Here is a 13,781-nt window from a genome sequence, read left to right on the forward strand (position 1 = left end):
AATCGATTGGACGGAATAATGGGGTTTTTGGAAGATTTTGGTTACTGGGGATTGTTCGTGCACGCCTTTGCAGATGCTGTGATTTTTCCAGTGCCTGCGTTTTTTCTACAAGTGTCTTTAAGCTTGCTCCACCCAAACCAAGCCATTTGGTTTGCAACAGTGGGGTATATCGCTTGTCTTCTTGGCACGCCAGTAGGATATATGCTCGGCCGTTTGCTTGGAAACTCTGTCTTGCAAAAGTGGTTAAAACCAAGCGCTTTAACAAAGGCCGAGAATCTGTTTAAGAAGAACGGTGAGGCTGCTATATTAATTGGCGCATTTACGCCGATCCCTTTTAAAGTATTTACGATTTTATCAGGGGCGCTCCACTTTTCGCTATGGAAACTGATGGTTTACGCCGCACTTGGGAGGGCTGTTAAATTTTATGCAGTTGGCATCCTCTTTTATGTATATGGGCGTGCAGCCGAGAACATGGTTCATTCATACTTAACTTACGGGATGTTAGGAGTCGCTATTCTTCTTGCCATTGGCATCAACGTAAAGCGTCGCATTCAAGAGCGCCCAAAAACAGAACCGCAAAAGGGCAAAGAACTTTCATAAGTGGAAGCAACACCCTTTAAGCGATAGGACCAGCCGTCTCTATGAGAGGATGTTTTGTGCTAGAAGCTTGTTCTAGGGGCAAAGCCCCATGCATACATTGCAATAAAGACATGCTTTCTAGGAGGGTGCAGAAAATGGACGGTTCTACTTACGAGTTTGGCACGCCAATGGGACGTGAAAGGAAAACCAACGACCACGACGTTACGTTGCGCGGGCGCAAGCAATTAGATATAACAGGCGTCAAACAAGTAGACAGTTTCGATAGCGAAGAATTTTTGCTAGAAACGGTACAAGGCTATTTGTCGGTCCGAGGCGAAAACCTTCATATGAAAAACTTAAATGTTGAGCAAGGGAATGTTTCGATTGAGGGAAAAATCCACGACCTGATTTATGTCGATCAAAACCAGCAAGGAAAATCCAAAGGGCTCTTTGGAAAACTGTTTAAATAATGGCTTTAACTGTTCAGTTCTATACAATGGTCGCTATGGCCGCAATGGGCATCTGTCTTGGCGCGGCTGTTGATACGTACGGCCGTTTTCTGCCAAGGCAACGTACTTTCCGCATTCACATCGCCTTGCTTGACATTGCCTTTTGGATTGTCCAAGCGCTGCTTGTCTTTTATATTTTATTTAAGACAAACCAGGGAGATATCCGAATTTACGTATTTTTGGCGCTACTCTGTGGCTATGCTGCCTACCAAGCATTGTTTAAAGGCGTGTATAATTGGTTCGTCAATTTAGTCATTACAATTGTTCAGGCTGTATTACGGTTCGTTTGGGGTTTGTTAAAAGCCCTCATTGTCATGCCGATAAAATGGTTGTTGATGTCTGTGCGTCGCTTGGTTATGATTATAGTAATCTCTGTGTGGAGCATCATTCTTTATGTCCTGCTTAAACCCCTATATTGGCTAATGAAAAAACTAGGCGTTGTTGGCCTGTTAAAAAAAGGACAGCCTATCTTGCGTAAATGGCAGGAACGATTGGAGCGTTTTAGGAAAAAAGACGAGAGGTGAGCGACTTGGCAGTGAAACACCGGGCAACGATTAAAGAACTTGACACAGACTATATGGAGCAAAGGCAGCAAGAACTAATCCGACAAGCGAAAAGGCGAAAAGGACTCTATCGCCGGCTTGGATTTATGGGCATCGTCTTTAGTGTGCTCGCTATTTGTTGCAGTGTAACGCTATTTTCGCAACGAGCTGATATTAATGATAAACGGCAAGAACAACAAGCTGCTGCTGAACAATTGGAACAGCTAAAGAATGAGGAAGAACAGCTCTTGCGCGACATTGCCAATTTTCAAGACGATGAATTCATTAAAGAGATTGCTAGACGTGACTATTACCTCACTCTTCCAGGGGAAACAAGAATTAACGTCTCCAAGCAGCAGTCAAGCGATTGACACCAAAATTTCAGGTCGGGTATAATATATTGGAGTACGTTTAGTTCACCCAAAATTTAAGGAGGATGTACGTTTTCATGTCCATTGAAGCAGGCAGCAAGCTGCAAGGCAAGGTGACTGGCATTACACATTTCGGTGCATTTGTGGAATTGCCAGGCGGATCAACGGGTCTGGTTCACATTAGTGAGGTTGCGGATCATTATGTAAAAGATATAAATGAACTTCTAAAGGTTGGCGATGAAGTGACAGTCAAAGTCGTCAATGTAGAAAAAGACGGCAAAATTGGTCTTTCGATCCGTAAAGCGGTTGACCGTCCCGAAGGAGAAAGCCGCCCTCCGCGCCCTCATCCGCGCTCCGGTAACAATCGGGGAGGCGGAAAGTCGCGCCCTGCTCCGTCTTTTGAAGACAAAATGAGCCGTTTCCTAAAAGATAGCGAAGAACGTTTGTCGACGATTAAAAGGCAAACAGAGTCTAAACGCGGCGGTCGGGGTGCAAAACGCGGATAGCGATGTTGCTTGTGTAACGTATATCTGTTTGTAAATAGGAGTGAGAGAGGAGCAGGGCAATCCTGCTCCTCTCATGTTGTCGCCAACATTACACAGACTGATAGAAATGGGAGAAGGAAATTCGGTTTGCTCTAGATTTTAATGTTGACTTTCACCCAAAAAACAAGTATATTAACTAATGTCGTGAAAAGCGAGGCGGTGTAGCTCAGCTGGCTAGAGCGTACGGTTCATACCCGTGAGGTCGGGGGTTCGATCCCCTCCGCCGCTATCTATCATTTGTCAGACGAGTAGAAAGACATTGAGCGTTTTCTACTGGATGAAACCCTCTTTTCTGTTAAGGAAAAGAGGGTTTTTTTGTGTCTCATAAACAAAATGGACAAAATAAAAAAAATGAATAGAATGCCCATTAAATTGGAAGCGGTTACAAGAGGCGCCTGTTTCGTTAAGATAAGAGAAATCTCAGTATTAGGCTTGGAAGGAGACCAGTATGTTTAGTCTTAGTTTTATTGGACTGATTGCGATTGTGGCAGTCGTCGCATTGCTTATCAGCAAAAAAGTGTCGCCAATCGTTGCTTTTACGCTTATTCCCATTATAGCCGCGGCCGTTGCAGGCTTCGATTTAAATGACATTGGTAGTTTCTTCAGTGTAGGTGTCAATGATGTGATTTCTGTCGCTGTCATGTTTATTTTTGCAATACTCTTTTTTGGCATTATGCAAGATGCAGGCTTGTTTGATCCCGTTATCAATAAAGTGCTTGCCCTCTCAAAAGGAAATGTCATTGGCGTAGCAGCAGCAACAGTGATCGTTGCCTGCGTCGCTCATCTCGATGGCTCAGGCGCGACAACGTTCTTGCTGACCATCCCGGCGCTGTTGCCTACTTACAAGCGTTTGCAAATGAGCCCGTATTTGCTCTTGCTTTTAGTCGGTCTAGGGGCAAGCATCATGAATATGGTGCCGTGGGCAGGACCGGTAGCGCGTGTTGGTACCGTACTTAATATGAGCGCCGGAGAACTTTGGTTGCCGCTTATTCCTTTGCAGCTTATTGGCATCGCGTTGCTGATCGGTCTAGCGGTGTTGCTTGCTATTAGAGAAAAGAAAAGAATTGCCAATCGCTCCGTATGGAATGAAGCAGCAGCTACAGCATACTCGGCAAATGACTCGAAAGAAACAGAAAGCCAAAAGAAAGCAGGCGCTCTGCAAATGACCGTCAATGCGCTCCTAATGGCTGCTGTCATTATTGTATTGGCGGTCGACGTCTTGCCGGCCCCGCTCGTATTTATGCTTGGCGTGGCACTGGCGCTGCCGTTTAATTTACGGAACGTAGACGACCAAATGGAAGCCATTAAAAAGCACGCACCAAATGCGTTAATGATGGCAACGATCATCATTGCCGCAGGCTGTTTTTTAGGAATTTTAAACGAGTCGGGAATGCTCCAGGCACTAGCAGTCGATATAGTCGGCGTGCTTCCACACGCTGTTGTCCCTTATATTCATGTCATTATCGGCTTTTTTGGCGTCCCATTTGACTTAATTTTAAGCACAGATGCCTATTATTTTGCATTGTTGCCACTCGTTGAACAGATTGTAACCGAAGTCGGAGTTTCTTCTACTTCAGCCGCATATGCGCTCGTGATCGGAAACATCATTGGTACATTTGTTAGCCCTCTTGCTCCGGCTGTATGGCTGGCATTGCAACTCGCAGGCCTTGAAATGGGCAAACATATCCGCTATTCCTTTTTTATCATGTGGGGATTTAGCATCGTCATGCTTGTGATCGCTTACATCCTCGGCATTATTACATTTGCATAAAAGCTTCACTCAGAAAAAAATGCGTTTGTCTACCATTTGAAGCCGCATCGTCAGGTGCGGCTTTTGATGTTGGCGACAAAAGCAACAGACTGAGAAAAAAGATTGTTCCCCATGCCTAAATTCGTCCGTCATTTCTAGCCAACCATTGAGCATCTATCCAAAGATACGCTAACACCAAACCCCTATTATTCGATTTTTGTGAATCATCCACACTGATTCGCCCGAAGTACGTCGAAATAATTTTTGATATTGGTCCTTAATTCTGACAAATTGCTCCAGATTTGCTTGCTATAGTGGACGTACGATATTAATAGGGTGGTGGCGAGAATGATCAGTAAAGTGATAAAGACGTCAGAAGAAATGGGTACAGCGAAAGTAGCCGAAAAGCTAAACGGCATATGGACCAAATGTGCAAGCAGTGGACAAGCCCTTAAAAGCGGAGCCAAAACGGTGCTTTATGATTGGGGCATATTCATTGCCATTCTTGGTTTTCTGCTAGGAAGGGCTATGATTTTATCAGAGTTGACGCCATTTATCTTGCCATTCTTGGCGGCTGTGTTTTTGTTAAGGCGCTCTCAATCACTCATTGCTGCAGCTTCGTTATTAGCAGGTGCCGTGTTTAGTTTTCATGGTCAGTTTATTTTTGCGATTGCAGGGATCGGGTTCTTTCTTATCCTGTACAAATGTATGAAAATGTTCATGAAACACCCTGCTAAATCGCTCCCTTATCTCGTGTTTTCAGCTAGCATCGCTACAAGGCTGTCACTCGTATTTCTAACAGAAGGTGGATTAAGCCAATATGCGATGATGATGGCTACAGTCGAAGCGGCGCTAAGCTTTATCCTGACAATGATCTTTATCCAAAGCATACCGCTTGTGACAGGAAAAAGAGGTGGACAAGCACTCCGGAATGAAGAAATTATTTGTTTAATTATCTTGCTTGCCTCTGTAATGACAGGAACAGTCGGTTGGACGATAAATGAGGCTGTGCTTCAGCATAGCTTTGCCAGTTATCTCGTTTTAGTGTTTGCTTTTGTTGGCGGGGCTGCAATAGGCTCGACCGTCGGAGTGGTGACAGGCTTGATTTTAAGCTTGGCGAGTTTAGCAAGTCTTTATCAGATGAGCCTGCTTGCCTTTGCAGGCTTGTTAGGAGGGTTGTTAAAGGAAGGGAAACGGATCGGCGTGTCACTTGGCTTACTTGTAGGAACGCTCTTAATTGGCATGTATGGTCAAGGGGGCGGGCTTGGGGCAAGTGTGTCAGAATCTGCCATTGCGATCACGCTTTTTTTGCTGACGCCGAAGAGCTGGCTGACGAAGGTAGCACGCTATATTCCTGGGACAGTTGAGCATTCCCAGGAACAGCAGCAATATTTACGGAAAGTCCGTGACGCGACAGCTGGAAAGGTTGAACGGTTTTCGTCTTTATTCCAAACGCTATCGAACAGCTTTCATACACCTTCTAAAAATGAGGAAGAAGAGCATGACCATGAGGTCGATGTCCTCCTGAGCCGCGTGACAGAAAAAACATGCCAAACGTGCATGTTGAAAGAAAAGTGCTGGGTGCAAAATTTTAATGCTACTTATGATTCTATGAAGCAAATGGTCCAGGAAAGTGAGGTGCATGGAACGGTTGTCGATCCAAAATTACAAAGGCAATGGCGCAGCCATTGCCGTAAGCCTGACCAAGTCATGGCTGCCCTTAATGCGGAAGTGAACCATTATCGGGCAAACAAGGAATTGAAGAGGCAAGTGTTAGAGAGCCAACGGCTAGTCGCCGACCAATTGCTTGGCGTTTCCCGGGTAATGGGGGATTTCGCCAAAGAAATCCAAAAAGAAAAGCAACCTCATGTCATCCAAGAAGAAGACATGGTCGATGCTTTGAGGAACGCTGGCCTTGAGGTTGGGCATATAGACATTTACAGCATGGAGAGTGGCAGCATTGAAATTGAAATGAGTGTGTTATGCAGCCATGAAAATGGCGAGGCGGAAAAAATTATCGCGCCAATGCTTTCTGATTTAGTTAAGGAAACGATTGTGTTAATGCGGGAAGAACCAGGCTTTTATTCAAATGGATATAGCCATATTTCATTTGGGTCAGCAAAGCCTTTTGCTGTTGAAACAGGCATTGCCAAAGTCGCCAAAGGCGGCGAATGGCTGTCTGGAGACAATTATGCCATGATCAAATTAAATAGCGAAAAGTTCGCGGTTGCGATAAGCGACGGCATGGGCAACGGTGAAAAAGCCCATTTGGAAAGCAGTGAGACGTTGAAGTTGCTGCAAAAAGTGCTGCAATCAGGAATTGAAGAAACAGTGGCAATCAAATCAGTCAATTCCATCTTGTCATTGCGCAACACGGAAGAAATGTTCTCCACACTCGATTTGGCGATGATCGATATGCAAGATGCAGGAGCAAAGTTCCTGAAAATTGGATCAACGCCAAGCTTTATTAAGCGGAAAGACCACGTCATAAAAATTGAAGCAGGCAATTTGCCAATGGGCATTTTCCACGAATTTGAAGTAGACGTTGTTAGCGAGCAGCTTAAGCCAGGTGACTTGCTGATTATGTGCAGCGATGGGGTGTTTGATGCGAAAAGGCAAGTTGAGAACAAGGAGCAGTGGATGAAACGTATGATTAAGGAAATTGAAACCGATGACCCACAAGAAGTGGCCGATGTGCTATTAGAAAAAGTCATTCGGTCGGAAAAAGGAATTGTCATTGAAGACGATATGACGATCGTCGTTACTCAGTTGAAACACAATACGCCGAAATGGTCTTCAATCCCGATCCATCCGAAGACGACTAAAAACAAAAAATCCGCGCCGTTCTATAAACAGGCAACAGGCACGTAAACGTATATTTTCCCTCCAATATGACCATGATGGTAACACGAAATCAGATGGAGGGGAAACGAATGAATGGGACATTAAGGCAAATTTTGCTCATGACCGACGGGCATTCTAATTACGGCGAAGATCCTGTAGCGATTGCGCGCTTGGCCCAAGAGTATGACGTTACGGTAAATGTAATCGGCATTACTGATGAAAACCGCGAAAATGAAAAAGGACTTCAAGAGGTTGAAGCGATTGCTCTAGCTGGTGGAGGGGTTAGCGAAATTGTTTTTGCCAGGCAACTGGCCAAAACAGTTCAGATGGTAACAAGAAAAGCGATGACGCAAACACTTCACGGTGTCGTTAACCAAGAACTTAAACAAATATTAGGCCAGAATGATGAAATGGAAGACTTGCCGCCGGAAAAACGCGGGCAAGTGATGGAAGTAGTGGATGATCTAGGGGAGAAAGTGCTCTTGGAGGTACTTGTGTTAATCGACACGAGTGCAAGCATGACAAATAAATTACCGATGGTGCAGGAAGCGTTATTGGATTTGTCCATTAGTTTAAATTCCCGTTCAGGGGATACAAAATTTTCTCTGTATTCATTTCCCGGGAAAAGAAAGCCGATTGAAAGGTTGCTTGATTGGACGCCAAAGCTCCAATCACTAACTGCGACTTTTACGAAACTGTCAACGGCGGGAATGACACCGACTGGCCCAGCTTTGCAAGCAGCACTCCAAGTGTTTGAGGAAAGACGGGGCAAAAGGAGATTGGAAGACGATGAGAATGAACAGCGCCAAGGGCGATTTGGATTTTGAACTTTACCCAGGACTGGCATTTCGCGGCAAGTGGAACCGTAAACCTTATAAGTTGATTCGAAAACTTGGGGCAGGGGTCACTGGCTATGTTTACTTGGCAGAAGGAGAAACGGGTTCAGTGGCGTTAAAGATTGGCACAGAACCGATGTCAATTACAGCAGAAGCGAATGTACTGAAACAGTTCAGCAAGGTCCAAGGCAAGCCGCTTGGGCCTTGCTTATTTGACGTTGACGACTTCCTGTCTACCAATAGTGTCCTTCCTTTTTACGCAATGGAGTATATTGAAGGCGAAAATTTTGTTGACTTCCTCCGAGGCAAAGGGCCAGAGTGGCTGCCTGTATTGGCATTGCAATTGTTGAGTGCATTAAGCGCGCTCCATCAACAAGGCTGGGTATTTGGCGATTTAAAGCCCGAAAATGTGATTGTTACTCGTCGTTCAGCTGAAGTCAGACTGTTAGATGTAGGCGGAACCACACGAGTGGGCCGCGCGATTAAGGAATATACTGAGTATTATGACCGGGGTTACTGGGAACAAGGAACACGAAAGGCGGAGCCGACCTATGACTTATTTGCGGCCGCAATGATGGTCGTCGACTGTGCCTACCCGCGGCAAGTAAAAAAAGAGCGGGGCAATACGGCAAGCCAATTAAAAAAGCTTATTTACCAAGCGCCACTCTTAAAACCTTACCGGGAAATTGTTTATAAAGCATTAATGGGAGGGTATGGATCTGCAGAAGCAATGAAAAACGACTTTCTTGCCTCGGTGAAGCAAACCGAAGAGCGTAGCCGAGTGAAACGGAAACAGCAACATAAAGTTAGAAAACAGAAAGGGGCGCCGATCGACTTAATCCTAGTGATGTCTTTTGTTCTCATCCTTTTTGTCCTATACTTATTGATACAATCATTTTGAAGAGAGCTATAGGGGCGAATAGAATGGAAGCACGCGTGGAACAGTTTATAGAAAACAATCGATTGTTTGGAATGGAAACAAACGTACTTGTTGCCGTCTCAGGCGGCCCCGATTCAATGGCGCTGCTTGCCATTATGGCCAATTTGCGAGAAAAGTGGAAGCTCAATCTATTTGTCGTCCATGTTAACCACCGACTTCGAGGCGAAGAGTCAAATAAAGATGCCGAACTAGTTCAATCTTTCTCTGCTCGCCTCGGCGTGCCGTGCAATGTGAAAGACGTTGACGTTGCTGCCTTTAAAGCCGAGCACCATGTTGGAACGCAACAAGCGGCCCGTGCCCTCCGCTACCAAGTCTTCCAAGGGGAAATGGAGCGAGTACATGCTACTGTGCTTTTGACTGCCCACCATGGCGACGACGAAGTGGAAACGGCTTTTATGAAACTAACTCGCGGAACGACACCGTTGACGAAGCTAGGCATTGCCGCTACTAGGCCATTCGCAAATGGTGTGTTGGCGCGGCCGCTACTTGAAGAAACGAAGCGTTCCATCGTCGCCTACTGCCACGAAAAGGCCATTCCTTACCGAATCGACCAGAGCAATTTTTCCGATGCGTATACGCGCAATCGGTTTCGAATGAACATGGCGCCTTATCTTGTTGAGGAAAACCCCCATATTCATAAACATATTGGCCGTTTTGACCGCTGGCAAGAGGAGGACAACCATTATTTAATGGAGCAGGCGAAAGCTCATTTGGATCAAATTTTAACGAAAAAAAGCGAGAAAAGCATTGAACTTGAAATTCAGGCGCTTTGTCTTGCCCCCTTTCCTTTACAAAGAAGAATGATTCATCTAATATTAAATTATCTTCACTTAAATGTTTACGGAGTAAATGACATGCGTGTTTTTCCTGATGCAATTGAGCAGATCCAAGCGTTTCTCCAAACAAGTGCCCCTTCCGCTCAACTAGATTTGCCAGGTAGGGTACAAGTGAAACGTTCCTACGGGACGTGCTTGTTCACAACAGCCCCTTTTATAGAAACAAAAGCTTATTGTCATCTGCTTAGTATCCCAGGTAAAGTAGACACGCCCCTTGGAGTAATCAGGGCGGATACACGAGAAGAACTATTGGAATTGGAACATACGGATGCTGTTTCATTTCAGGTGAGCCAAGTGGCTTTTCCGCTATACATACGAAATCGCAAGCCGGGAGATAAGCTGTCCCCAAGCGGAATGAGCGGAAGCAAAAAAGTGAACCGTTTGTTTATCGATCGAAAAGTAGATCGCGCCAAAAGAGATGCTTGGCCTCTGCTTGTCGATGCAAATGACTCGATTCTTTGGGTGCCTTCACTTCAAACATCCCGCATTCTCACCCGCTCCGCTAATGTACAAGGCGAGCTACTCCATGTTACTTTTTCCCAACATAAATGGCCATAACGAAAAAAAAGGCACCAACTTACAGGAGGTACATGACCGTACATGAAGAACGACATGAAAGAAATTTTATTGACTGAGGAACAAATTCAGCAAAAAATCAAGGAATTGGGGCAGGCTATCACAAAAGAGTATGAAGGCCGTTTTCCACTAGTTGTCGGTGTTTTAAAAGGCGCCCTTCCTTTCATGGCTGATTTGATTAAAGCTGTGGATACTCATTTGGAAATTGACTTTATGGACGTGTCCAGCTATGGAAAAAGCACTGTCTCCTCAGGTGAAGTGAAAATTGTAAAAGACCTTGACACGAAAGTGGAAGGGCGTGATGTCTTAATTGTCGAAGACATCATTGACAGCGGCTTAACGCTAAGCTATTTAATCGAGTTGTTTAAATACCGGAAGGCTAAGTCTGTAAAAGTGGTAACGCTTCTCGATAAGCCTGAAGGCAGAAAAGTGGATTTGGTGCCGGATATGACAGGTTTTGTTGTCCCGGACGAATTTGTAGTAGGATACGGTCTAGACTTTGCAGAGCGCTACCGGAATTTGCCTTATGTCGGAATACTGAAACCTGAAGTTTATGAAGGCTAATTATTGGTATAGAACGATTTCTTATGGTAAGATAGGTGCAGTTTTGTTGGACGCGGGAGGAGGTACAGAATGAATCGTACAGTACGCACGATAGTCATCTTGACGATACTGATGCTGATTATTATTGCAGGGGTCCAAAGCTTTTCAAATGATCCTACAGAAACCCAGCAAGTTCGCTATGATGAGTTCTTAGAGAAGCTCGAGCAAGGAGAAGTGGAAAATATTACCGTTCAGCCTGAGCGTTCTGTTTTAGTTGTCACAGGACAGTTTGCCGGGCAAAAAGATGGCGAAAATTTCACCACAACGATTCTGAATTCAGATATTACAGCAGACCTTCTCTCTAATATAGAAGGCGTCGAATTGACGGTTGAACCAGAAGAAGAACAAAGCAACTGGTTGTCAACCATCATTATGATCGCGCCGTTTTTACTAATCTTTTTGATCATCATTTTTCTCATGAGTTCTGCCCAAGGCGGTGGCGGCGGTGGCGGTAACCGCGTCATGAACTTTGGCAAAAGCAAAGCAAAAATGGTTAGCGATGAGAAGAAAAAGGCGAAGTTTAAAGACGTTGCCGGCGCTGACGAAGAGAAGCAGGAGCTTGTCGAGGTCGTTGAGTTTTTAAAAGACCCGCGCAAGTTTGCCGCTATAGGGGCGCGGATTCCTAAAGGCGTGTTGCTTGTCGGTCCTCCAGGTACAGGGAAAACGCTGCTTGCCCGGGCTGTTGCCGGTGAAGCAGGCGTGCCGTTTTTCTCAATTAGTGGTTCTGATTTCGTCGAAATGTTTGTTGGGGTCGGGGCATCCCGTGTGCGTGATTTATTTGAAAACGCCAAAAAGAATTCCCCATGTATTATTTTTATCGATGAAATTGACGCAGTTGGGCGCCAGCGTGGCGCAGGACTTGGCGGCGGCCATGATGAACGTGAGCAAACGTTGAACCAATTGCTTGTCGAAATGGACGGTTTTAGTGCAAATGAAGGCATCATTATCATTGCTGCTACAAACCGTGCTGATATCCTTGATCCCGCACTCCTTCGTCCAGGTCGTTTTGACAGGCAAATTCAAGTGAACGCCCCTGACGTTAAAGGGCGTGAAGAAGTGCTCAAAGTCCATGCAAGAAACAAGCCGCTTCGCGAGGAAGTAAAGCTTGATCTCATTGCGATTCGAACGCCTGGTTTTTCCGGGGCAGACCTTGAGAATTTGCTGAATGAAGCAGCGCTTGTGGCAGCGAGAAACGACAAAAAAGAAATTGGCATGGAACATATTGAAGAGGCAATTGACCGTGTCATTGCAGGTCCTGCCAAAAAAAGCCGCGTCATTTCCGAAAAAGAAAAGAACATTGTTGCGTGGCATGAAGCTGGGCATACCGTTGTTGGCGTCAAGTTGGAAAGCGCCGACATGGTCCACAAAGTAACGATTGTCCCTCGTGGAATGGCAGGCGGTTACGCGATGATGCTGCCGAAAGAAGACCGTTATTTTATGACAAAGCCTGAGCTGCTTGATAAAATTGTCGGCTTGCTTGGCGGGCGTGTCGCTGAGGAAATTCAATTTGGCGAAGTTTCCACAGGTGCTCATAATGACTTCCAACGAGCGACAAGCATAGCGCGGAAAATGGTAACGGAATATGGCATGAGCGATAAATTGGGGCCTATGCAATTTGGGCAAAGTTCTGGCGGTCAAGTTTTCCTAGGAAGAGACATTCAAAACGACCAAAATTATTCAGATGCGATTGCTCATGAAATTGATTTGGAAGTTCAACGCATCATAAAAGACAGTTATGAGCGTTGTAAACAAATCTTGCTTGCGAATAAGGATAGTCTAGACCTTATCGCCAAGAATTTGCTTGAACTCGAAACGCTTGATGCCGAACAAATCCAATCCCTCATTAATGAAGGCAAGCTGCCTGAAAACCATCATGCGTCGAAGAAAAACGGCGACATGAAAGTGAACATCCAGTCAAAAGATTCAGCAGAAGAAGTGGAAGGCGCTTATGAAGAAACGACAAACGTAGGCGAAAACCGACCACCGTCTTCAGAGGAAACAAAGGAGAACCGCGATTAAGCGAAAATAGAGGGTGCCTAGATGGCACTCTCTTTTTGGTAAAAAGGGGGTCAAAGCCAATGATGTTGGCCATTGATATTGGCAATTCTTCGATTGTGACAGGCGTCTACGACGAGAACGACCAACTAGCATTCATATTTCGGATCGCGACCACGCACGATAAAACGAGTGATGAATATGCCATGTTGCTGCACTCTTTTTTTGAGCAAAAAGGTTGCCGTTTTAACGACGTCACCGGTGTGATCATCGCGTCTGTCGTTCCAACAATTATGCACCGCTTTCGCCGCATGTGCCAAGATTATTTACACGTAACCCCCTTAATTGTCGGTCCTGGCATTCGCACCGGCCTTTCAATCCATTATCAAGATCCGAAAGAAGTCGGTGCCGACCGGATTGCTAATGCCGTTGCAGCAATTGCTCGCTACGGCGCTCCGTGTATTGTAGTCGACATTGGTACGGCTACGACATTTTGCTGCATTGATGCAAAGCACCGTTACCGAGGGGGCGTTATTGCCCCTGGAGCGGCTATTTCGACGGCAGCTTTGTCGAATAAAGCATCTAAATTGCCGAAAATTGAACTTACAAAGCCGGCATCTGTTGTAGGAAAGACAACGGTTGCCTCCATGGAAAGTGGGACATTCTATGGGCATATAGCGATGATTGACGGCGTGGTTGAACGAATCAAGGGGGAGCAACGTCTTGACGATGCTAAAGTCATTGCAACAGGCGGACTAGCCTATCTTTATGCGGAAGAATCAAAGCAAATTCAACATTTGGAACAAGAGTTAACGTTAAGTGGGCTAAAATATATTTACGATAAAAACCAATGAT

At 45.3% G+C, this 13,781-nt stretch carries 13 protein-coding genes and 1 tRNA gene; all 14 read left to right on the forward strand.

Annotated elements, in window-relative coordinates; genetic code table 11:
* Window positions 1-18 precede the first annotated feature (18 nt).
* Window positions 19-600 carry a YqaA family protein gene (locus V5G21_RS09715; RefSeq protein WP_035202201.1) on the forward strand — a complete coding sequence of 194 codons (582 nt, stop codon included), beginning with the start codon at window positions 19-21 and terminating at the stop codon, window positions 598-600.
* A 134-nt stretch (window positions 601-734) separates the two neighbouring features.
* Window positions 735-1,049, forward strand: a complete 315-nt coding sequence (yabP, locus tag V5G21_RS09720; RefSeq protein WP_011244960.1) for a sporulation protein YabP — start codon at window positions 735-737, stop codon at window positions 1,047-1,049.
* Window positions 1,049-1,612 (forward strand): spore cortex biosynthesis protein YabQ, encoded by a 564-nt coding sequence (gene yabQ / locus V5G21_RS09725; protein WP_011244961.1) that lies wholly within the window; start codon window positions 1,049-1,051, stop codon window positions 1,610-1,612. The genes yabP and yabQ overlap by 1 nt, the downstream gene beginning before the upstream one ends.
* A gap of 11 nt (window positions 1,613-1,623) precedes the next feature.
* Window positions 1,624-2,001 carry an FtsB family cell division protein gene (locus V5G21_RS09730; RefSeq protein ID WP_244153330.1) on the forward strand — a complete coding sequence of 126 codons (378 nt, stop codon included), beginning with the start codon at window positions 1,624-1,626 and terminating at the stop codon, window positions 1,999-2,001.
* 77 nt (window positions 2,002-2,078) lie between these two features.
* Complete coding sequence (locus V5G21_RS09735) at window positions 2,079-2,507, forward strand: S1 domain-containing RNA-binding protein (RefSeq protein WP_011244963.1); 429 nt, start codon at window positions 2,079-2,081, stop codon at window positions 2,505-2,507.
* A 194-nt stretch (window positions 2,508-2,701) separates the two neighbouring features.
* A tRNA-Met gene (locus tag V5G21_RS09740) sits at window positions 2,702-2,775 on the forward strand.
* A gap of 219 nt (window positions 2,776-2,994) precedes the next feature.
* Window positions 2,995-4,317: a CitMHS family transporter gene (locus V5G21_RS09745; RefSeq protein ID WP_011244964.1), complete on the forward strand. Its 1,323-nt coding sequence runs from the start codon at window positions 2,995-2,997 to the stop codon at window positions 4,315-4,317.
* 360 nt (window positions 4,318-4,677) lie between these two features.
* Window positions 4,678-7,167, forward strand: a complete 2,490-nt coding sequence (gene spoIIE, locus V5G21_RS09750) for a stage II sporulation protein E (protein ID WP_081427698.1) — start codon at window positions 4,678-4,680, stop codon at window positions 7,165-7,167.
* 62 nt (window positions 7,168-7,229) lie between these two features.
* Complete coding sequence (locus tag V5G21_RS09755) at window positions 7,230-7,967, forward strand: vWA domain-containing protein (protein WP_011244966.1); 738 nt, start codon at window positions 7,230-7,232, stop codon at window positions 7,965-7,967.
* A complete protein-coding gene (locus V5G21_RS09760; RefSeq protein WP_035202204.1) occupies window positions 7,936-8,877 on the forward strand; it encodes a protein kinase domain-containing protein in 942 nt (313 codons plus the stop codon). The genes V5G21_RS09755 and V5G21_RS09760 overlap by 32 nt, the downstream gene beginning before the upstream one ends.
* Before the next feature lie 23 nt (window positions 8,878-8,900).
* A complete protein-coding gene (gene tilS, locus V5G21_RS09765; protein ID WP_095237354.1) occupies window positions 8,901-10,310 on the forward strand; it encodes a tRNA lysidine(34) synthetase TilS in 1,410 nt (469 codons plus the stop codon).
* Between the two features lie 42 nt (window positions 10,311-10,352).
* Entirely contained in the window at window positions 10,353-10,892 is a 540-nt protein-coding gene (gene hpt, locus V5G21_RS09770; protein WP_011244969.1) for a hypoxanthine phosphoribosyltransferase, read from the forward strand.
* Window positions 10,893-10,961: 69 nt separating this feature from the next.
* On the forward strand, window positions 10,962-12,950 hold the full coding sequence (ftsH, locus tag V5G21_RS09775) for an ATP-dependent zinc metalloprotease FtsH (protein WP_011244970.1): 1,989 nt from the start codon (window positions 10,962-10,964) through the stop codon (window positions 12,948-12,950).
* A gap of 59 nt (window positions 12,951-13,009) precedes the next feature.
* Window positions 13,010-13,780, forward strand: coding sequence for a type III pantothenate kinase (locus V5G21_RS09780; protein ID WP_095237353.1), 771 nt, complete (start codon window positions 13,010-13,012; stop codon window positions 13,778-13,780).
* The last annotated feature ends 1 nt before the right edge of the window (window position 13,781 follow it).

The organism is Shouchella rhizosphaerae (genome assembly GCF_036700015.1).
In the GTDB taxonomy this organism is placed as follows: domain Bacteria; phylum Bacillota; class Bacilli; order Bacillales; family Bacillaceae_D; genus Shouchella; species Shouchella rhizosphaerae.